The sequence below is a fragment of the Myxococcus sp. AB036A genome (assembly GCF_006547355.1).
Taxonomy (GTDB): Bacteria; Myxococcota; Myxococcia; order Myxococcales; family Myxococcaceae; genus Myxococcus; species Myxococcus virescens.
Window position 1 is genome coordinate 10,191 of record NZ_VHLC01000076.1, and the last position, 19,586, is coordinate 29,776.

The 19,586-nt window shown below is 69.8% G+C and carries 17 protein-coding genes and 1 other RNA gene; 9 read left to right on the forward strand and 9 right to left on the reverse strand.

Features of this window, described 5'->3' with window-relative positions; all coding sequences use genetic code 11:
- The first annotated feature begins 90 nt into the window (after nt 1-90).
- Genes FL344_RS26615 through purB form a run of 3 tightly spaced genes read left to right on the forward strand, consistent with a single transcriptional unit; the run spans nt 91 to nt 4,867 of the window.
- A complete protein-coding gene (locus tag FL344_RS26615) occupies nt 91-2,616 on the forward strand; it encodes a bifunctional serine/threonine-protein kinase/formylglycine-generating enzyme family protein (RefSeq protein WP_141620492.1) in 2,526 nt (841 codons plus the stop codon).
- Nucleotides 2,613-3,557 (forward strand): ABC transporter substrate-binding protein, encoded by a 945-nt coding sequence (locus tag FL344_RS26620; protein WP_186818009.1) that lies wholly within the window; start codon nt 2,613-2,615, stop codon nt 3,555-3,557. Before FL344_RS26615 ends, FL344_RS26620 begins: the two co-directional genes overlap by 4 nt.
- Entirely contained in the window at nt 3,554-4,867 is a 1,314-nt protein-coding gene (gene purB / locus FL344_RS26625; protein ID WP_141620494.1) for an adenylosuccinate lyase, read from the forward strand. Before FL344_RS26620 ends, purB begins: the two co-directional genes overlap by 4 nt.
- Nucleotides 4,868-4,894: 27 nt before the next feature.
- Here purB and FL344_RS26630 read toward each other — a convergent pair whose 3' ends face one another.
- Nucleotides 4,895-5,854, reverse strand: a complete 960-nt coding sequence (locus tag FL344_RS26630) for a phosphoribosylaminoimidazolesuccinocarboxamide synthase (RefSeq protein ID WP_141620495.1) — start codon at nt 5,852-5,854, stop codon at nt 4,895-4,897.
- 71 nt (nt 5,855-5,925) lie between these two features.
- The gene (locus FL344_RS26635; RefSeq protein ID WP_043613242.1) at nt 5,926-6,513 is read right to left on the reverse strand and encodes a hypothetical protein; all 588 of its coding nucleotides are present in this window, start codon (nt 6,511-6,513) and stop codon (nt 5,926-5,928) included.
- Between the two features lie 51 nt (nt 6,514-6,564).
- On the opposite strand from FL344_RS26635, the gene FL344_RS26640 reads away from it, so the two are divergent.
- A complete protein-coding gene (locus tag FL344_RS26640; RefSeq protein WP_141620496.1) occupies nt 6,565-7,296 on the forward strand; it encodes an RNA methyltransferase in 732 nt (243 codons plus the stop codon).
- A gap of 37 nt (nt 7,297-7,333) precedes the next feature.
- Here the strand turns inward: FL344_RS26640 and FL344_RS26645 are convergent, their stop codons facing one another.
- The 3 genes from FL344_RS26645 to FL344_RS26655 form a co-directional block, all read right to left on the reverse strand.
- On the reverse strand, nt 7,334-7,600 hold the full coding sequence (locus FL344_RS26645; RefSeq protein ID WP_090492024.1) for a vegetative protein: 267 nt from the start codon (nt 7,598-7,600) through the stop codon (nt 7,334-7,336).
- Between the two features lie 154 nt (nt 7,601-7,754).
- Nucleotides 7,755-9,014 (reverse strand): S1C family serine protease, encoded by a 1,260-nt coding sequence (locus FL344_RS26650; RefSeq protein ID WP_141620497.1) that lies wholly within the window; start codon nt 9,012-9,014, stop codon nt 7,755-7,757.
- Between the two features lie 82 nt (nt 9,015-9,096).
- Nucleotides 9,097-9,384: a hypothetical protein gene (locus FL344_RS26655; RefSeq protein ID WP_141593257.1), complete on the reverse strand. Its 288-nt coding sequence runs from the start codon at nt 9,382-9,384 to the stop codon at nt 9,097-9,099.
- Between the two features lie 95 nt (nt 9,385-9,479).
- Here FL344_RS26655 and FL344_RS26660 point away from each other — a divergent pair, with 95 nt between their 5' ends.
- Genes FL344_RS26660 through FL344_RS26670 form a run of 3 tightly spaced genes read left to right on the forward strand, consistent with a single transcriptional unit; the run spans nt 9,480 to nt 12,026 of the window.
- A complete protein-coding gene (locus FL344_RS26660) occupies nt 9,480-10,556 on the forward strand; it encodes a CFI-box-CTERM domain-containing protein (protein WP_090492027.1) in 1,077 nt (358 codons plus the stop codon).
- Nucleotides 10,553-11,131, forward strand: a complete 579-nt coding sequence (locus FL344_RS26665) for a TlpA disulfide reductase family protein (protein ID WP_141593258.1) — start codon at nt 10,553-10,555, stop codon at nt 11,129-11,131. The genes FL344_RS26660 and FL344_RS26665 overlap by 4 nt, the downstream gene beginning before the upstream one ends.
- A gap of 25 nt (nt 11,132-11,156) precedes the next feature.
- Nucleotides 11,157-12,026, forward strand: a complete 870-nt coding sequence (locus FL344_RS26670) for a tetratricopeptide repeat protein (protein ID WP_141620498.1) — start codon at nt 11,157-11,159, stop codon at nt 12,024-12,026.
- 44 nt (nt 12,027-12,070) lie between these two features.
- On the opposite strand, the gene FL344_RS26675 is transcribed toward FL344_RS26670, so the two are convergent.
- From FL344_RS26675 to FL344_RS26685, 3 genes are all read right to left on the reverse strand, one after another.
- On the reverse strand, nt 12,071-13,990 hold the full coding sequence (locus FL344_RS26675; protein WP_141620499.1) for an OmpA family protein: 1,920 nt from the start codon (nt 13,988-13,990) through the stop codon (nt 12,071-12,073).
- Nucleotides 13,991-14,069: 79 nt separating this feature from the next.
- Nucleotides 14,070-15,683, reverse strand: a complete 1,614-nt coding sequence (locus tag FL344_RS26680; RefSeq protein ID WP_141620500.1) for a pitrilysin family protein — start codon at nt 15,681-15,683, stop codon at nt 14,070-14,072.
- Nucleotides 15,683-17,044, reverse strand: coding sequence for a pitrilysin family protein (locus FL344_RS26685; RefSeq protein ID WP_141620501.1), 1,362 nt, complete (start codon nt 17,042-17,044; stop codon nt 15,683-15,685). Before FL344_RS26685 ends, FL344_RS26680 begins: the two co-directional genes overlap by 1 nt.
- A 219-nt stretch (nt 17,045-17,263) precedes the next feature.
- Between FL344_RS26685 and ssrA the strand changes: the two genes are divergently transcribed.
- Nucleotides 17,264-17,629: a transfer-messenger RNA gene (ssrA, locus tag FL344_RS26690) on the forward strand.
- A gap of 839 nt (nt 17,630-18,468) precedes the next feature.
- Complete coding sequence (locus FL344_RS26695) at nt 18,469-18,672, forward strand: hypothetical protein (RefSeq protein WP_141620502.1); 204 nt, start codon at nt 18,469-18,471, stop codon at nt 18,670-18,672.
- A gap of 202 nt (nt 18,673-18,874) precedes the next feature.
- On the opposite strand, the gene FL344_RS26700 is transcribed toward FL344_RS26695, so the two are convergent.
- The gene (locus tag FL344_RS26700) at nt 18,875-19,105 is read right to left on the reverse strand and encodes a helix-turn-helix domain-containing protein (RefSeq protein ID WP_141620503.1); all 231 of its coding nucleotides are present in this window, start codon (nt 19,103-19,105) and stop codon (nt 18,875-18,877) included.
- Between the last annotated feature and the right edge of the window lie 481 nt (nt 19,106-19,586).

Genomic DNA, 19,586 nt, shown 5'->3' on the forward strand with positions numbered 1-19,586 from the left:
GCGTTCCTTGATGACAGGGGAGCGTGCAGAATAAGAGGCTGGGCCTTCCCCCGAGGTGGCCCCCCGACTGCCTCCTGGAGTACGCCAGCTTTGCTTTGCTACCGCTGCGGCAGCCTCGTTCCTGCCTCCCAAGACACCTGCCCCACCTGTGGGCTGAAGCACGATGCCTCGGCGCGTCCTCCCGCCGGGGCGGCTCGCCGGCGCGGCGCGGACGGCGCACCCTACAAGCCAGGGGACGTCGTCGCTGGCCGCTACGCCATCCGGGAAGTGGTGGGCTCCGGGCCCATGGGCTTCGTCTTCCGAGCCCAGGACGAGGAGATTGACGTCGAAGTGGCGCTCAAGGCGGTGCACCCGCGCCTGGTGCAGCAGCCCGAGGAGCGCATGCAGTTCGCGCTGTCCATGCGCGTGGCCAAGAAGCTCAATCATCCGAACCTCCTGCGCGTGTACGAGGAGGGCGTGGATGGGGACCGGCCCTTCATCACCATGCAGCTGCTGGAGGGCATGACGCTGCGCCGGATGATGGAGCAGCGCACCGCGCGGGGGCAGCTCTTCTCGCTGAAGGAGGTGGAGCCGCTGCTGTCGCAGATGGCGGCGGCCCTGGACGCGGCGCACCGCTTCGGACCGCACTCCGACGTCAAGCCGGAGAACGTCATCGTCCTGCCGGACCTGCTCAAGGTGACGGACTACGGCCTGGGCCTGGCCGTGCCGCACCTGCCCTTCGTGCAGGCACAGAAGGGGCAGCGCGCGGACGTCTATATCGCGCCGGAGTACGTGGGCGGGGGCGAACTGGACACGCGCATGGACGTGTACTCGCTCGCGGCCATCGTGGGGGAGATGCTCACCGGGCTCGTGCCCGAGGACGGCGTCATCCCCGGTCTGACGATGCACCACCCGGACCTGCCGACCTCCATCGAGGCGCTGTACCGGCGCGCGCTCAACTTCAACCCGCTGGCCCGTCCGAAGACGGCGGGTGAGTTCCTCACCGAGTTCTCCAACATTCTGGCGCGCACGCCGGCCGCGGTGGTGTCGCGCACGCGGAGCCTCCCGGCGCCTCCGGGCTCGTCGGCCGCGAACACCGCGAGGCAGGCGGCGAGGCCTCCGCCCCCGGTGCCCACGGGCATGCTCCCGGCCGTGCAGGAGGAGGACCTGCCTCCGCCGCCCGGTGTCGCCGCGCCCAAGCCGCCCGCGCCCATTCCGGACCTGCCGCCGCCGGTGGATGCCACGCAGCCGCTGGACGCGGCGTCGCTGGCCGCCATCATGGGACGGGGCCGGCCCGCGGCCTCGCCCGCGCCGCAGCACCTGACGGAGCAGGCGCTGCCCTTCATCGCGCCACCCGTCGTCGCCGCGAAGGCGGCACCCCCGGCGCAGGGCAGTGCTTCGCGGCCCGTGTCATCTCCGCCCGTGCCCTCGCGCGCCGCGCCAGCGCGGAAGGACTCCGAGGACGCCAGTGAGCGTGGCGCCGCGTCCGAGGCTGCGCTGAGCCGCTCCACCGCGCCCACGCAGGTGGATGCCCCCGCGGTGACGGATGGCCGCTCCACTGCGATGACCCTGGACGAGGCGCCAGCAGTGCCCGCGGGGCGTCCCGCCGCGCCTACGCTGGACGCCGCGCCCGCGGTGGGCCGCTCCCGGTCGCGTGCTCGCGACGGCGCGCAGGACGAGGCGTCGTCTCGTTCGCGAGAAGGCGGCGCCGAGGACACCGGCAGCCGAGCTCGCGGCCGTGCCTCCGAGGACTCAGGTGTTCGCACCCGCCGCCGGGGTTCGGAGGTGCCAGAGCCGGGCGCTCGTTCCGCGGCGAAGCGGAGTGAGCCGTCGGAAGGCTCCAGTTCTCGCGCCGCGCCTCGCGGAGCGGTGCTCACCAGGTCCGCCACGCGCGCGGCGAAGCCCCAGCGTTCCATGTTGAGGTTGGTGTTGCTCGTCCTCGGCTGCCTGGCGTTGGGCGCGGGCGGGGGCTTCCTGGCCATCAAGGCGCTGCAGAAGTCCAGAGGGCAGGGGACGGCGCCTGTTGCCGGGTCCGGCGGCGCGGCAGCGCTGGCGGCGCCCGTGGGCGGCTGTCCCGCGGGCATGCGGCTGGTGAGTGGCGGAGCCTTCAAGATGGGCCGGAGCGACGATGACGCACTGGCCAGCCCGGACGAGCGTCCCGTCGCGAGCATCCAGGTGTCTTCGTTCTGCGTGGATGAGTACGAATTCCCCAACCGGGCAGGCGCGATGCCGAACGTGGCCGTGGCCTGGGAAGAGGCGCGGGGAACGTGCGAGCGCGAGGGCAAGCGGCTCTGCACGGAAGAGGAATGGGAGAAGGCATGCAAGGGCCCCGGCAACTCGCGGTTCCCCTTCGGCGAGGAGCAGGCCGTGGGCGCGTGCAACACCGCGGCGAGCCCGGGTGGACTGGCGGCCTCCGGGCGCTTCGAGCGCTGCAAGTCGGGCTACGCGGTGATGGACCTGGCGGGCAACGCGGCGGAGTGGACGGCCACCCGCGTCGGCGCCCAGGCCTACGCGCTGAAGGGCGGCGCCTTCGACCAGCCGGACCCGGCGTCACGTTGCTCGGCGCGGAGCAACGGCGTGCCCACGGTGCGCTCGAACGCGGTGGGCTTCCGCTGCTGCGCGAGCGTGCGGCAATGAAGGGCTGCGTCGCCGCGCTCCTCGTCGCGCTGCTGCCGGCGGCGGTCGTGGCGCAGCAGCCAGCCCGTCCCCGCGTGGTGGCGGTGAAGTCCGCCCACCTGGCGCCGTACGCCTCCGTCATCGCCGGCTTCGCGGCGGAGGCCCGGGCCGAGGTGCAGGAGGTCATGCTGGACGAAAGCGCGGGCGCGGCCGCGCGGCTCTTCAAGAAGCTGGCGGCGCAGAAGCCCGCGCTGGTGCTGGCCTTGGGGCCCCTGGCCGCCAACGCCGCACGGCGCTCGCTGGGCGAGGACGTGCCCGTCCTCTTCGCCATGGTGCCCTACTATGAGAAGTACGGCCTGGATGGCGCCAACGTCACCGGCATCTCCCTCACCAGCGACATGGGGCCGGAGCTGGAGGCGCTGAAGGCCGTTTCGCCGAAGGTGAAGCGCGTGGGCATCCTGCATGACCCGCGGTTCTCCGCGGGGACGGTGACGCAGGCCCGCGCGGCGGCGGCCTCGAGGGGCATGTCCATCCTCCCGCTGGAATTGGAGGCGGGGGGCCGGGCGGAGAAGGCGTTGGACGGCGCGGTGGGCAAGGTGGACGCGCTGCTGATGGTGGCGGACAAGACGGTGGGCAACGCGGCGGTCGTCCAGGCGCTCATCGCCTTCGCGGCGGTGCACCGCGTGCCGTTGGCCGCTCTAACGCCCAGCCAGGTGAAGGAAGGGGCCACGTTGGCGCTCTCGCCCAGTCCCACGGCCATCGGCCAGCAGGCCGGGCGGCTGGCCAACCGCATCATCCACGAGAAGGTGAATCCAGGAGCGCTGGCGGTGGTTCAGCCTGAGGGGTTGGACTTGTCTCTCAATCTCACCGCCGCCAGGAAGTTGGGTCCGTCCTCCGACGCCGTGCTGGAACTCCTCCGGCTCGCGGCGCGGCGGGACTTTGCCGTGAAGGTCTACGAGTGATTCCGCGATACAGCCGTCAGGAGATGTCCTCCCTCTGGTCCGACGAGGCCCGTTACAGCCGTTGGCGCGACGTGGAGCTCGCCGCCCTGGAGGGCATGGTGGAGACCGGGCTGGCGCCCCGCGAGGCGCTGCAGGACTGCCTGGCCCGCGCCGGAGACTTCACGCCCGAGGACGCGGCGAAAATCGAGGAGATTGAGCGCACCACCAAGCACGACGTCATCGCGTTCCTCACCTTCATGGAAGAGCGGGTGGGGCCCAGCGCGCGCTGGCTGCACCTGGGCATGACGTCGTCGGACGTACTGGACACGTCGCTGGCGCTCACGCTGCGTGACGCGCTGGACCTCATCCTGAAGGATGTGGACCGCGTCATGGCCGCGGTGGAGAAGCGCGCCTTCGAGCACAAGCACACGCTGCAGATGGGCCGCAGCCACGGCATCCACGCGGAGCCCATCACCTTCGGCCACAAGCTGGCCATCTGGTACGACGAGCTGCGCCGTGCCCGGACGCGCCTGGAGCACGCGCGGGACGTCATCGCCGTGGGGAAGATTTCCGGCGCGGTGGGCACCTTCGCGCACCTGCCGCCCGCGGTGGAGGAGCACGTCTGCCGCAAGCTGGGCCTCAAGCCCGCGCCGGCCTCCAGCCAGGTGGTGCAGCGAGACAGGCACGCGGAGTTCTTCACCGCGCTGGCGCTGCTGGGCTCGAGCATCGAGAAGTTCGCCGTGGAGATTCGCCACCTCCAGCGCACCGAGGTGCGTGAGGCGGAGGAGCCCTTCACCGCGGGACAGAAGGGCTCCAGCGCCATGCCGCACAAGCGCAACCCGATTCTGTCGGAGAACCTCACCGGCCTCGCGCGCCTGCTGCGCGGCTACGCGGTGAGCGCCATGGAGGACGTGGCGCTGTGGCATGAGCGGGACATCTCCCACTCCTCCGTGGAGCGCGTCATCGGCCCGGACGCCACCATCCTCGCGGACTTCATGCTCATCCGCTTCGCGCGGCTGATGGAGGACCTGCGCGTCTACCCGGAGCAGATGAAGAAGAACCTGGACCTGCTGGGCGGCGTGGTGAACTCGCAGCGCCTCCTGTTGGAGCTGGCGCGCAAGGGCATGGACCGGCAGGCCGCGTACGTCATCGTCCAGCGCAACGCGATGAAGCTGTACGAGGAAGGACTCGACTTCCGGCAGGCCCTGCTCGCGGACGAGGACCTGCGGAAGATGATGACGCCCGAGGAGATTTCCGACTGCTTCTCCCCGGGCTACCACACGCGCCACATGGACGACGTCTTCCTGCGCGTGTTCGGCCGGAGCGCGTAGGCGCCCCGTGCCGGCGATGGAGGAGGGCTACTTCAGGTAGCCCTTCTCACGCAGATTGCGCTCGATGCGGGTGTTCACGTCACCCGGCTCCAGCGTCAGCGTGGTGCCGGTGATGTGCTCGTAGGCCGCCACGTACTTCGTGGCCAGGTCCACGCGCACGTCGTCAGGGATGGGCGGCGGCGTGCCCTGGCCCGAGAAGTTCCGCTCGCGGATGAGCCACTGGCGGATGTTCTCCTTGTCCAGCATGCGCTGGTCCTCGCCCTTCGCGAAGCGCGCCTCGTACTCGTCGGCCACCCAGTAGCGGCTGGAGTCCGGGGTGTGCATCTCGTCGATGACGTAGAGCGTGTCGCCCACCTTACCGAACTCGTACTTGGTATCCACGAGGATGAGGCCGCGTGAGCGCGCCCACTTCTGGCCCTCCGCGAAGAGGCCCAGCGCGGCCTCGGCGATGCGCGCCCAGTCACGAGGCGTGGCCAGGCCCCGCGCCAGAAGCTCCTTCTCCGAGATGGGCTCGTCGTGCAGGCCGTACTCCGCCTTGGTGGACGGGGTGATGAGGGGGGAGGGGAAGGCCTCGTCCTTGCGCAGGCCGTCCGGGAAGGGCAGCCCGTAGGCGGTGTGCGTGCCCTTCTGGTAGTCGCGCCACAGGCTGCCGGTGAGGTAGCCGCGCACCACCACTTCCACGGCGAAGGGCTGACAGGCACGCGCCACGGTGACGTTGGCGTCGGGCACGTCCAGCACGTGATTGGGGACGATGTACTTCGTGCGCTCGAACCAGAACGCGGCCAGCCGGTTGAGCACCTCGCCCTTGAAGGGGATGGTGGTGAGGATGTGGTCGAACGCGGACAGCCGGTCCGTCGTCACCAGGATGAGCCGGTCATCCTGACGGTAGGTCTCGCGAACCTTGCCACGGTAGTGCTGGCCGAGCGCGGGCAGGTCCGTCTGCTGGAGGGTGAGGGGAAGCTGCGCGTGAAGTGCGGAGGTATTCACTGTCGCCTCGCGGCCCCTCTCTCTCGCGGGAAGGGCGAGAGGAAACGGGGCCTGACTTGAGGCGCGCGACTCTACTGGAGCGAAGCGGGCAGGGAAGAAGGACCGTACGCTGCTGCCAGGTAGAGGAAAGCTGGGTTGATGCGCAGGATTCCGTCCACGTAAGCGACCGCGTAAGGCGCGCCCGACGCCCGGTCCACCTGGACCGCGCTGTTCGGCGCAATGCCCCAGTGGGCGAGCAGCGTGCGGGCCACCAGCTCGGCGGCTTCACGCTCGGAGAGGCCCTGGAGGCCCTCGCGGCGGTCATCCGGCCAACGCTCTCCGCCGGACTCGAACACCAGCTCCAGGGGCGCACCCGCGTCGGGGGCCTGGAACAAGTCCATCTTCGGATCGAAGCCCGGCGCGGCGAGCAGCTCTCCCTGATGGCTGACCGGGAAGAGGACCAGGGCCTGGGCTGCCTGCCCGGCCTCGATGACGGACTGCCGGGCCACCTCGCGGAAGAGCTCCAGCCGCGTCGAGGGAGCCTCGAACTCAAGGAACTCCGGCGGGTTGGTGAGGGCCTGCCGCGCGCTCATCGTGGCACGGACAGGTGCACCCGCCTCACCACACGCGGTGAGGACCGTCACGAGAGAGAGGAGCAACCCAGGGAGCCAGCGACGCATCAACCGGGAATATACCGATCTGCTTCGGGATCAACCAGCTAAACTCAGCGCATGCGGCCAGGGGAGCAGCTTACCGTTGTCCTTCATCAGACGCGTTCAACCGACAACCTCGGGGCTGTGGCCAGAATCATGGCCAACTTCGGGTACTCACGGCTGATTTTGTCCGAGCCGGTGCTGAAGTCGATCGAGGGCGCGGAGCGTCTCGCGGTCAAGAGTGACTTCGTCCTCCGAGGCATGGAGGTGACGTCCGACCTGGGCGAAGCGCTGAAGGACTGCGTGTACGCGGTGGGCACGACTTCTCGTACCCAGCTCAAGGGACGCACCGTGCTGACGCCGGAGGAGGCCATGCAGCGGCTGGCGGAGGAGAGCGTGCGCGGACGCGTGGCGCTCGTCTTCGGCGGCGAGCAGCGCGGCATGTCCGACGAGGACCTGGCGCGGTGCACGGACGTGCTCGCGATTCCCACGTCGGCGGTGCAGCCGTCCATGAACCTGGCGCAGTCGTCAGCGGTGCTGCTGTACCTCTGTCACCGTCAGGGGCTGACGCCCACGGCCGCGGTGGAGGCGGCGCCGGGCGCGAAGCTGGGCACGCTGGGCGCGCTGGCGAAGCGGATGCGGGACGTCATGCTGCGCGCGGAGTTCCTCAACCCGCAGGCGCCGCAGCATGTGCTGAACGAGCTGGAGCAGACGTTGATGCGTGCGCGGCTGACCCAGCGCGAGGCGGAGCTGTGGCTCACGGCCTTCAAGCACCTGGAGCGCGCGGTGACGCGGGGCGCCTCTACCTGAGGAAGAGGCCGCCCCGGCGCCGACGGCGAGTCGCGGTCTACGCCGCGTCCTTCTTGAAGGCCTCGCCGTGGTGCTTCTCGCACAGGCCGCCCTTGAACGTCTTCACGCGGCAATCCGGCTTGGAGCAGGTGCGGTAACGGCTGTGCGGCAGGTCGCCCTGGCGCCACTGCTTGTAGTGGAAGTAGCAGTAGTTCTTGGCGCGGTACGGGCGCTTGCAGCCCTCCACGGTGCACGCCTTCTTGCCATTGCTCTTGGCGAAACGCGGCCAACTGGTGCGCTTCTGGGTCGTCTGGGCCTCGGCCATTGCGAAACTCTCCTGCGAAACGATGCGAAGTCGCGGCGCCACACCGAGGTGGACCCGCCGCAAGGGTACGGAAAAAGGCGCACTGTCTAGCGCCCATGACACCCGAACGCAAGGAGCCCGGGAAACCAGGGTTCAGTGCGGACACATCCGGACTTCACGGCGCGGGGGCGTCTTGTCCAGAACCCCCCGTCCCAGGGGCTGCTTCCCCGGAGGGCGGAGCCGCCCGGCGGCCCTTCGAGCGAGGCACCGGGGACAGCAGGTCGTCCACCACCGGCTGAGGGGCCCCCGCGTGCCGCCCGGGCGCGGTGCTGGCCACGGTGGGCAGGGGCGTCTCCTCGGAGGGCATCTCGTCCAGCTTCAGGGTCAGCTTCATCGGGCGCCCCAGCCGGTGGACCTGGAACTTCACGTCGCGGCCCACGCCCCGGGCGGCCACCTGCCAGCGCAGGGCATGCGCCCGGCGCACACGCCGCTGGTCCACGCGGACGATGACGTCGCCCACCTGCAGGCCCGCGCGCTCGGCCGGGCCGCCTTCGACGATGTCCGTCACCACCACCCCGCGGCCTCGCCGCAGGTTGAAGGCCTCGGCCACCTCCGGAGAGAAGTCCTGCACGCTCATGCCCAGCCATCCGCGGCGCACGCGGCCGTGGGACTTGAGGTGCGGAATCACCGTCTTCGCGATGTCGATGGGGATGGCGAAGCCGATGCCCTGGCCCGCGACGTTGACCGCGTTGGCCACCGCCACCACGTCACCGTGCAGGTCCAACACCGGGCCGCCGGAGTTGCCCGGGTTGATGGAGGCGTCCATCTGGATGTAGTCGAAGTCGCCGTCGCGCCCGTTGGGCGTCACGTCCGTGCGGCCCATGTAGCTGACCACGCCCACCGTCACCGAGTGGGCCAGCCCGAACGGGTTGCCGATGACGACAATCCAGTCCGCCGCGCGCACGTGCGACGCGGAGGCCAGTTTCAGCACGGGCAGCTTGCGGGGCGCGGCGATTTTCAGCAGCGCGCAGTCGGTGCGGGCGTCCTCACCCACCACGACGGCCTCGAACTCCTCCACGTAGCCGCGCGGGTGCAGGACGGAGACGATGACCTCGGCCGCGCCCTCCACCACGTGCGCGCTGGTGAGGATGTAGCCGTCCGGATGGATGATGAAGCCGGAGCCGATGCCCTTCTGCGATTCTTCTCCAGCGGCGACGGCCTGCATGTCGGCGGCCTGCTGTGTGGTGATGGACACCACGGAGGGCATGGCGCGCCGGGCGATGTCGCTCAGCGTGGAGCGTTGCTTCTGGAGGGCGCGGTTCTGTGACTCCACCCACAACCGATTTCGCTCGCGGCCGGTGGCTTGCGCTGGCAGCACCAGCGCGCACACCAGCGCGGCGAACAGGATGACACTCTTGCCTCGCGCCCTGCCCATGGCCCCGCCTCCACCCCGACCAGCCGCCTCCCGTGCAACCTAAGGAGGAGGGGAGGCCAGGGGAAGCGGGCCCGGAGGCGAACTACTTCTTCTGCGCGATGATGCGGTTCACCGCTTCACGGTCCTCGGCGCTGATGCGCTCACGAGGCGACGAATCCTTGTTGCCGGCGACGGCGTCCTTGGCGTCCTCGTACGCGTCCTCCAGCCCGTCCTTGAGCCGATCAACCGTGGAAGCGTTCACCGAGCGGCTCCACGCTCGCTCCATGTGGTTCAAGGGCGTGCGCCCATCCACCTTGCCCGAAGCCAGGAAGACGCCGAGCCCCACCGCACAGCACGTCCAGACGATGAACTTCAATGCGTTCACGCTCACAGCCTCCTACCTCTTCGTACACCAAAGGAGAGGGCGTGGCCAGTTTCCGACCGCCGCGGTGTCCAATGCGCTGACAGCGCGGGGTGGGACCTTTAATGTCCGCGCGCTTGCAACCCGAAGAACTCTTTCAGGCGGCCCGTGAGCGGGCGGCGCAGTTGGACGTAGGGCGTGGCGACGCGGCGGTGGAGCGGGTGCGCGCGGCGGCTTCGGCCCTCTTCGTCCGTATCCCCGAACCGCCGGTGTATCGCCGCGCGGAGGACCCTTCCCGCAAGGCGGCCCAGGCCCTGCTCCCCGAAGTCGAGCGGGTGCTGGCGGAGGCGCTGGCCGCGGGGCGGGATGCCTCGGCGGTGGCCCCGTTGGAGAAGCTGGTGGCCGCACTGCTGGCCCATGGCGAGGCGCTCTGCCACACCGCGGCCGGACGCCTGGAGGCTGCGGAGACGGCCTGGCGCCGGGCGCAGGAGCTGGAGCGCGCCGCGCACCCGACGCGCCACCTGGTGACGTCGCCGCCGCGCCCGCCGCCGGTGTTCGACAAGGGCTCGCGTGTGTCGCGCTATGACCCGCGGCCCGCGCCTCAGGCGAGCGTGAAGCTGGTGTGCCCGAACATGGGCTGCAAGCGGGTGGGGGACTACGCGTTCCTCACCAGCCACGCCTACAACCGCTTCATCTGTCCGGTCTGCCGCACGCCCTTCCTGGCGTACTTCGGCGAGCTGCGCGGACTGGAGGTGGAGGTCGGCCGCAGCTCCAAGCGGTACTTCTTCACGGTGGACGAGGTCGGCACCACGGGCAGCACGCGCATCGAGTTCGAGGAGGCCAGCGGCCAGGAGTTCCCCTCCGCGCGGCGCGACTTGCTGGCGTTCGTCTACACGGAGGCGCGCGAGCTGAAGGCGGTGGTGAACCTCACCAACCAGCGGCTCATGTGGGTGAGCCCGGCGTCCTCGTGCTTCGTGGCCACGGTGGCCTTCGGCGAGGGCGCGCCGGAGCTCGTGGCCTTCCGCGCCTACCGCGATGACGTACTGCGGAAGAGCGCGCCGGGTCGGGTGTTCATCCGGGGCTACTATCGGTGGGGCCCTGACGTGGCGGCGTGGGTGTCGAGACGCCCGGCGGCGCGTGAGGGGGTGCGGTGGGTGCTGCGGCGGGTGCATGGCCGCCTGACCAGGAGTGGATTCGAGTGACGGATAGCATCGGAGCTCCGCCTCCGGCCCCGAAGAGGGTGGGCGGCGGAACGAAGCTGGTACTGGGACTGCTGGGGGCGCTCGGCGTGGGCGGCGTGGTGTTCCTGGGCGTTCTGGAGGCGCAGCGGGCCCGGCTGGTGCCGGATGGGACGACCGCGCCGGCCATGGAGATGGCGCGCCATGGCGGCGGCACGATGAAGCTGGAGGACCTGAAGGGCCAGGTGGTGATGCTGGACTTCTGGGCCACCTGGTGCCCGCCGTGCCGGGAGGAGATGCCGGCGCTGGTGAAGCTGGCCAAGGAGTACGAGCCGCAGGGGCTCGTCTTCGTGGCGGCCAGCCGGGATGACGGCGACCGCGCGCCCAAGCTGGTGGAGGCCTTCATGCGCAACCACCTGCCGGAACTGGCGCCGTACGTGGTGTACGCGGACGACAACGTAGCGCGGGCCTTCCAGGTCAGCGCGCTGCCGACACTCTACTTCCTGGACCGCGACGGCAAGGTGATCGACGCGCAGCGCGGCGCGCTGTCCGAGGACGGCATCCGCCGCCGCATCGAGCGCGCGCTGAAGCAGCCCTGACGCCTGAGCACGGGGGGGATTTCACATGTCCTGGTTCCTGGCGCTGTCCCTGCTCGCGGCCACGCCGGAGGGCGGCGCCGCGAAGAAGGCGGAGGACGCCGAATCGCTGCGTCTGCGCGCCACGAAGCTCTACCGGGCGAAGAAGCTCGGCGAGGCCTGCCCCTTGTTCGAGCGCGCCGCGAAGCTCGCGCCGGAGCACGGCCCAACGCTGGCGGACCTGGGGCTGTGCCTCCAGAAGCAGGGCCGGAAAGAGCAGGCCCTGGCCGTCTACCTGCGCGCGCTCAAGGCGAGCGGCGCGGACGCCAAGACGCGCGCCAACGTCTACTTCAACCTCGCCGCGTTCCATGACGTGACGCCTGAAGCCCTGACGCTGGAGCACCAGCCGACGCCCCGGGGCCACTACCTGGCCATCCGCGGCGCCGGGCCGTGCGCGGACCTGCCCTCCTCGGAGCCGAGCTGCGGCACCGTGCTGCAGGCGTGCCTCAGCGAATGGGTGGCGCCCGTCGAGGCCGTCTACGCGGAGACACCACCGATGTTCTACGCGGAGACGGGCTTCAACATGCACGTCAACGGGGCCGGAGCGCGGGAGGACGCGTCCGTCCCCACGCGGCGTGGAGAGGCAGGGTACTGCCCCAACGCGCCTTCGCCGGCGGATGGGGGCTCCCCGGCGGGGCGGCACTGCCTCTACTGGGAGAGCAACGAGTTGCTCGACGAGTGCCACTACAAGGAACACGTCTGCGAGGCGCAGCGGGAGCCGTGGCTGAAGAACGAAGGCAACTGCAAGTTCGTCTACGTGAACCCTTGCGAGGGCCGCGTCGCCGTCGCGTGTAAAGGCGCCCGCTTCTCACCCAAGCAGGTCTGGGTCGGCGAGGTGTGGGTGGCGCCCGTCCGCTGAGTGGGGCGGGCGCCTCACGGGCGCTCCGCCCCTGCTCGCGTGGACTACGGCTTGCCGTCCTTGCCCGGGGCCGCGTTGGCCGGCGTCGTTCCCGGCGGCGGCGGCTGGCCCGCAGGGACAACGGTCTCCTTCTTCTCCGTCTCCAGCTCGGCGCGCACGAGCCGGAAGTCGACGCGCCGGTTCTTCGCGCGGCCCAGCGCCGTGTCGTTGGTGGCAATCGGGTTGTCGAAGCCGAAGCCCTTGGAGCTGAGGCGCTTGCGCGCGATGCCCTTGGCCACCAGGTACTCGAGCACGGACTTCGCGCGGCGGTCGGACAGGCCCATGTTGAGGGCCCGCGAGCCGCGATTGTCGGTGTGGCCTTCGATGAGGACCGGACCCAGCGTCGGGTTCTTCCGCAGCACCGTCGCCACCTCGTCCAGCAGCGGGTACGACTGCTTCTGGATGACGGCGGAACCCGTCTCGAAGAGCACGTTGCCCTTGATGCGGATGCGGTCGGACTCGACGACGACATACGGCGGCGAGTCGTACGGGCAGCCGTTGTTCTCCGGCGGACCGAACTGCTCGGGGCAGTCGTCCTCGTTGTCGGGCACCTCGTCACCGTCGGTGTCCGGGCAGCCGTCGTAGTCCTTCGGGCCGGGCTTGTCCGGGCACTTGTCGAGCTTGTCGGGGATGCCGTCGCCGTCCGCGTCGTTCTCGTCCTCGGGGCAGCCCTTGTTGGACTTGGGGCCCGGCTTGTCGACGCAGGCGTCCTCGCCGTCGACGACGCCGTCGCCGTCCGTGTCGTAGTTCGGGTCCGGGCAGCCCTTGGTGTGCTTGGGGCCCTTCTCGTTGGCGCAGCCATCCTCGCCGTCGGGGATGCCGTCACCGTCGTTGTCCGGGTCGGGGCAGCCGTCGCCGTCCTGGAAGCCGTCGATGTCCTCGGGCTCGTTGGGGCAGCGGTCGCGGATGTCGGGCACGCCGTCGCCGTCCGAGTCGATGAATGTCTCGTCGTAGCGCACCGCGAACATCACCCGCAGGGCCTCACGGCCGTAGCCGCTGGACAGGTTGATGCCGCGGCCGACGTTGAGCTCCATGCCCCAGTTGCCCCAGACCTTGGCGCGGGCGCCCACCAGCGCCTCCCACGGCGTCTTGAGCGTGTCGGCCTGGTCGAAGTTGAAGGGGCGCACCAGCGGGGTGCCCAGGTGCATTTCCGCCACGGCCTCCACGTCCGTGAAGCGGCCCATGTTGGGCAGCTCCGCGATGGCGCCCGCCCCCAGCGTCAGCTCGTCATCCACGAGCAGGTTGAGGTACTGCGCGTGGGGCCGCAGCCGCACGCCCACGTTGCCGAGCACGCGGATGGGCACAGGGAGGGCGGTGAATCGCTGCTCCAGCGCGATGCGAGGCGCCCAGAGCACGCCGCGCTCGCCGGTGAAGCTGGAGGCGCTGCCGGTGGGCAGCCGGACCTCGGCGACGAGCGACACGCCCACTGGGAACGTCTCGCGGTCCAGCAGGTGGACGCGCGGCAGCAGGCGGATGTCGCCCAGCGTGGTGCGGCCCACGCCCGCGGCGCCCGGGAAGTTGGGCGCGTTCAGCGCGTCGCGCAGCAACTGGAAGTTGTCACCCTGAAGCAGCGTGACGGGCAGGTCCACCGCCAGCTCCAAGCGCTCATGGAGCTGATAGGCGAACAGCAGGTGCGCATCGAGCCGGTAGGGCAAGAGGTCGCCCAGCTTCTCGTCGCCCAGCTTCAGGGCGAGGATGCGCCAGTTGAAGTCGAACAAGAGCGCCGCGCGGAAGCTCCCAGCGGGCAGCGCGTTGCTCGTGCCTTCCAGCGCGATACCGCTGTGCTGAGCCGCGGTGGCCTTGACGGGAACGGCGTCGAATCCGCGAGCGAACGGGTCGTGGTCGGCGTGCGCAGCCACCGAGGCCAGAAGCAGGCCCAGGACGGCGAGTCGGGTGGCTGAACCACGCAAGCTGAAGCCTTGCATGTTTCAAGCTCATAGCACCCGACTCCGGGGGGTGGAAGGAAATGACCCACCCCCCGGCACTGCTGATTACAGCCGTGTGTTATTTCTCCATGAACTGCTGCGCGGGGATGACCTGGATGGCCTCCGGGCGCAGGGGCAGCTTGGACGAGGAGATGGCCTGGTCCTGCGTCAGCAGCTCCTCTGACTTGGGTGACGCGTAGGTGATGGGCGACGGCGCACCGGAGCGCAGCGCCTGGGCGAGCCCCTCCGCGTCCTCGGTGACGAAGACGAAGTTGAGGGCCTCGGGCTGCACGCGGCGGCGGAGCGCCTCCTGGACGGACTGCGGCGTCATCTTCGCCATGGCCTGGCGGTACTGCTCCAGGAAGTCGGGCGTGCCGTAGAAGCGTCCGTCAATGGCGTAGCCCAGCCGGCGCTGGTCCGTCTGTTCCCACAGGCGGATGTAGCCCTGGAGGAAGCCGCGCATCAGCTCGAAGCGCTCCTGGGGGATGCCCTCCTTCACCATCTGGTCCAGGAAGAACACCGCGCCGCGCGTGGCGAACACGCCGTTGGTGGGCACCACGGGCCGAATCCACAGGGACAGGTCCTGCTGCGTGCGCGCGATGTTGGTGCGGTTGTACGTGGTGCCGGGCGACTCGATGAAGTGCTCGGCATAGGCGTAGTCGCCGTAGTTGAGGCCGCGCTTCTCGCGCAGCTCGGTGAAGAGCACGCCAATGGACTGGCGGTGCTCGCCCAGGTTGGACATGGCGAAGGCCACCGGGAAGAAGTCCGGGTCGCCGCGGCGGATGGTGCTGACAAAGCCCATGCTGACGGCGGTGGAGAGCGTGGGCTTCTGAATGATGACGGTGCGGCCGGCCGTCGTCGGCACGGCGGGCAGCTCCACGCGCGGAGCGCCCTGCGCGGGCAGCGCGGACAGGCGCGAGCTGAGCGCCTGTGCGAGCGCGTCATCCACCGCGCCCGCCAGGCCGATGACGAGCCGGTCCTGCGTGAAGACGCGCTGGGCGTGGGCCTTCACGTCGTCCAGCGTAATCGCCTTCAACCCCTGCACGGTGCCACCCGTGAAGTGCGCGTAGGGGTGGCCCTGGTAGAGCAGGGCGTCCAGCGCGACCTTGCCCAGCGCCTCGTCATTGGCGCTGCGCAGGCCGTTCTCCACGTCGCTGATGGCGTTGGCGCGCAGGCGCTCCAACTCGGCGGCGTCCAGGCGCGGGGCCAGGAGCACGTCGGTGAAGATGTCCTGGAAGCGCGTCAGGAAGTCCTTGTGGACGCGGCCGGAGAGCGTCGTGAACTCCTTGTCCACGAAGACGTCCAGCTCCGCGGCCATGGGGTACAGGGCCTCCAGCAGTTGCGAGGCGGTGAGCTTCTGCGTGCCGCCCTCGGCCATGAGCTGCGCGGTGAGGGCGGTGAGGCCCTCCTTGCCCTTCGGGTCGTCCACGGAGCCGGTGTGGAACACGAGCCGGAAGGAGACGATGGGCGAGTCCGGACGCGCCAGGACGACCAGCTCCATGGGCTTGGGCTGGCGCAGCGGCGTCGCGGGCACGGTCTCCGGGCGTGCGGGCTGCGGAGCGGGCTCGGGCGCCGCCGCCTGGGTGGGCACCGCGGGAGGCGGCGCGTTCTCGTCGGGAGGCGGCTTCGGCGTGGTGGTGCAGCCGGCGAGCCCCAGGAGGGCGGTGAGGGACAGGAGTGCTCGGGTCTTCATCACTTCGTCCCTCCCTGGGCGTCCGTCTTGGGCGTGAGGCTGAGCAGGATGAGCTTGTTGGCGGTGAGGTAGCGCTTGGTGAAGTCGGAGAGCTGCGCGGGCGTCACCTTGGGCAGGCTCTGCAGGTGGCGCTGGAAGCCGTCGGGCGAGCCCGTGACGCCGGCGTACCAGCCGAGCTGGATGCCCACGTCTCGCGGAGTCTCCAGGGCCATGAGCGCGCCGTAGCGGGCGTGGTCCTGGATGGCCTTGAGCCGCGCGGCGTCCACGCGGCCAGCGGCGAGCCGGCTGACCTCCTGGAGCAGCGTCTTGCGGACGGTGTCGCGGTGGCGCTCGTCCTTGAGGGTGGCGGTGAGGGTGAAGAGGTGCGGGGCGCGGTGCTCGGAGTAGTCGCTGCCAATGGACTCCACGAGCTGCTTGTCCAGGACCAGCGTCTTGTAGGCGGGGCTGGTGGGGCCGGCGAGGTAGTCCACGAGGAGCGTCTGGATGGCGGCGTCGGTCGGGCTGGTGCCGGCGCCGGGCGTGCGCCACGCAATCACCTGCCGGGGCTGCGTGGGCTGAGGCCAGTCGATGTGGGCGGTGCGAGGGCCCTTCTGGGGCGGCTCGGCGGGGACGGAGACCTGGGCGGCCTTGCGGTCCCAGGGGCCGTAGTGCTGGCGCACGAGCTCCATGACCTTGGCGTCGTCGAAGTCGCCGATGATGAAGAGCAGGGTGTTGTCGGGCGTGTACCAGCGCTCGAAGAAGGTGCGGCTGTAGTCATAGGCCTGGGGCATCGCCTGGATGTCCTTGTAGAAGCCCATGGTGGTGTGTTGGTACGTGTGGCGGGTGAAGGCCGCGGCGTTGAGCTCCTCCTCCATCTTGAGGAAGGGGGCGGCGGCGTTCTTGTGGTACTCGCCGAGCACGGCGAGCGCCTCCGTCTGGAAGGACGGCTGGCTGTACTCCAGGTTCCGGAAGCGGTCCGCCTCGATTTCGATGAGCTGGGGCAGGCCGGCGGTGGGGCCGTAGGAGTAGTAGAGGGTGATGTCGTCGGTGGTGAAGGCGTTGTCGTCGTAGCCGAAGTTCCCGAGGATGCGCTCGCGGTCGCCTTCCGGGTGCGTCTTCGTGCCCTTGAACATCATGTGCTCGAAGAAGTGGGCGAAGCCGGTGCGGCCGGGTTCCACCTCGTTGCGCGAGCCCACGCGGACCACGGTGACGTAGGCGATGATGCCGCGCGACGGGTAGGGCACGCGGACCACGGTGAGGCCGTTGGGCAGGGTGTCCGTGTGGAGGGTGTACGGGAACGCGTCCGACGCCGGGGTGGGCGCGGCGGCGGCCGGCAGGGCGGTGCCCAGCAGGAGCAGAAGGAGGGGGAGCAGTCGTCTCATTCAGGTGCCTCGTGGCCGGGGCGGAAGAAGCGGGACCCGGCGGGTAGGCGACCCTACGACGGCTGGCTCGGTGGGGGAGGGGCTTGTGCGCGGAGTGTCAAAGGCCGTGCGCCCAGATGTGCCCGCGGCCATTCAGGAGGATTGACGCGCCCCCGTCAGCGGTTAATCTGAGGAAGACGCGGCGCAGTGAGTGGCCGCGTGACGTGCAGTGAACCTACCGGGGGCGACCTGGTTTCGACGGGGGCATTGAAGTTCGAGACGCGTGCCGAGCTTGTCAGGTAGCTCGTAAATTCAACCCGGCAAAGACACAAAAGCCAACGACAACGTTGAGCTCGCGCTGGCTGCCTAAAAACAGCCCATAGTGCGCGGTCCCCCCGCCCTCGGCCTGTGGGGTTGGGACAGACCGTCATAATGCAGGCTGGCTGCCGAGGGTGCCTGGACCCGAGGTGGCGAGACCTTTCCAGGACCGGCTCTGAGTATCCCGTCCGTGGGAGCCTCAGGGACGTAGCAAATCGCGGACTACGCACGTAGGGTCGAAGAACGGACGGCTTTCGGACGCGGGTTCGATTCCCGCCGCCTCCACTGAAATCCCCAGCAATCCCGACGGGTTGCTGGGGGTGTAGTAACCCCGTAGTGACTCGCCCTTTTCGGAGCCCTCGCCAGTGGACGGAGGGGCTTCGGGGAAGGGCAGCTTGAGCAGGGCCACCTGCTCGCAGAGTACTGGCCAGGACGGCGAAGTGTAGGTGTCCACGATGTCTCCTTCGGGGCCGTGAGTCACCCAGCGCAGCAGCTCCTTCCGGGCCCCGTCTTCCAACGCGCAGGTGATGAAGGTGCGCCGGGCGTCGTGCTGACGCCGGGGGCGCAGGCCGAGCTGCTCCAGGTCCTCAAGGAGCCGCTTGTAGGCCGAGGTCGAATTGAGGATGCCGGTGTCCGCCGCCGGCACGATGAAGTCCTCCGGCGTCGGCTGGCGGCCGTAACACTGCGCCCAGCCCTCCGCCTGCCAGTCCTGGAGGATGCGCGCGAGCACCGGGTGGACGGGCACCTCGCGCACCACCCCCGTCTTCGTGGCCGACTTCAGGAGCTTCTTCTTGACGTCATAGCTGCTCGCGATGAGCAGCTTGCCCAGGGGTAGCAGGCGGGGCTGGTGGTGGCTGAAGCGCCGGGGTGTCGCCTCGTTGATGCGCATGCCCCCCAGGAAGAGGAGGGCGTAGAGCACCCTGCGGTTTTCCGGGATGTGCCGGGTGGTGATGAGCTGCACAGCCTCCTCGCGGGTGAAAATGGCGGTGTGGCGCCAGGCCAAGTCCTTGTCCCGCTTCTTGGGCAACTCGCCGCGGCGAGCGGTGAGGACGCACGGCGTCGCGCTCACCAACTCCTCCCGCAGCGCGTCCGCGAACATGACGCGCAGCACCCCGTAGATGTGTAGGATGGAGCGCGGCGCGAAGTACACCCCGCCACCCTCGTCCTTCAGCGCCTGGAGCGCGCGGACGGCGGCGAGGATGTGGCGCGGCCGCACGTCGGCCAGCACCAGGTCCTTCAGGTACGGCATGGCGTGGCTGATGCGCACCTCGTCATCGTTGATGGAGGCGATGCCGCGTGCCCGCCGCTCCTTCAGCCAGTGCTGGGTGTAGCGCCCAACGGTGATAGGGCCGAGGTCCGGCGCGGCGAGCCCGCTCTCCCGCTCGGCCGCCACCTTCCGCTCGATGGACGCCAGCAGTTTCTCGGCGCTCGCCTTGTGCGTCGTCTTGGCGGACTTGCACTTCTGCTTGCCGTCCAGGCCCGTCCAGCCAATCCAGTAGAACTTCGAGTCTCCGCGCAGGTAGACGGTGCCCATCACCCACCCCTCGCGTACTGCGCGGCACGGGCCTCGATGGCGTCGTCGGGCACTTCGGCGTCGTCAGCCAGCGCTGGGGGCTGGTGGCGCAGCACCTCCAGCAACTGCCGGCGGCTCACGAGAATCCGCCGCACCGTGCCGTACCGTGTGAGCTGCCCGCTCTTGAGCCACGCCTGGATGGCGGCGCTGCTGGTGCGCGCGACGGCCGCGGCCTCTACCAGCGTGAGCATGTCCACATCTCTGCCGGGCACGCTCGCGCTCGCGCCTATCTCCTCGCGAATGACTCGCCGGACCACTCCTTCAAAGGCTGCCAGAGTCGCTGCATCCATCTTCGACTTCCCCCACTCGGACAAGGTGAACAACTCCCTAGGTGCGACACGTGGTGACTGCGTATTGAGTCACCCGGCTGCCCGAGGCCGCTGCTGGCTGGCGCAAGCAGCGGCCGCTTGGATGTAGAGCAAGGTGTGTGCCGTGGCGCCCACGCGAGGCGTCGGCTCTCGGTGCGGACTAGGGGCGTGCCATGCGGTGGATGCGGTGTCTCGCGGACCGAACGCACGCACCGTAAAGGCTTGGGAGTTGCGCTGGCTCGACGAAGTGGTCTCCACGAGGCCCCCAGAAGGGTAGAGGCGCTCCGTCGGCGGACCTTAACAAACGCCGACGGAGCGCCGGAGGGCGCGTGTCCCAGCGCTACCTGGGTGCACAGGCCTTTTC